Raw genomic sequence first — 600 nt, forward strand, 5'->3', positions numbered from 1 at the left:
CTTCATGGGTCAGAACGTAAACCGGTGTGTGAAACGGAGCTTCTTCCGGCCACGCGCGCTCGCCCTGGTCGAACATTCGCTTGCCCATAATGTTGGCGCCGATGCGCTCCGTAGTGCTGCGAAGCAGGTCGTTGACCGGGCCGGTCTCTCCCCCCGGTCCGAGCTTGAGGTTCTTGCGGAAGTACTGTTGATTGAGGATCCAGGCCATCAGCGCGCCCCACTTGGCGCCCCAGTTCTTGTACTCAGGATTGCCCCAATTCTCCATGGTCATTCCTTCCGGTGCCATGTAGCCGTCGAGGCTAAGTCCAATGTTGACGAACACTTTACTCATGATTCTCCTCTCGCAGGTTCGGATGTCATCCTAACTTTAATATGGGGTGAAAGTTGTGCACCCCAACTTCCCCCTCAATCTCCTCGCAGTCACTGCTTGCGACGCAGTAAGCGATGACTTCAAACTTCTCTGTCATACCCACCGTTCAGCGGTCACATAGGCGGACAGACGTCCGCTACCGGATTCTATCCTCGGGCTCGCCGCCCACGCCGCTGCACATTGCGAACCCCAATGCGAAGCGTCACTACGCACAGCAAAACAATGACGAG

1 protein-coding gene is annotated in these 600 nt (G+C 56.7%); it reads right to left on the reverse strand.

What is annotated here, in order from left to right; translation table 11 throughout:
• A partial coding sequence (locus P0D70_RS36750; RefSeq protein ID WP_494478134.1) for a dihydrofolate reductase family protein occupies nt 1–331 on the reverse strand: 331 nt, incomplete at its 3' end.
• Nucleotides 332–600: the final 269 nt, after the last annotated feature.

Origin of the sequence: Paraburkholderia sp. RL17-381-BIF-C (assembly GCF_046026435.1) — a bacterium.
GTDB lineage: Bacteria > Pseudomonadota > Gammaproteobacteria > Burkholderiales > Burkholderiaceae > Paraburkholderia.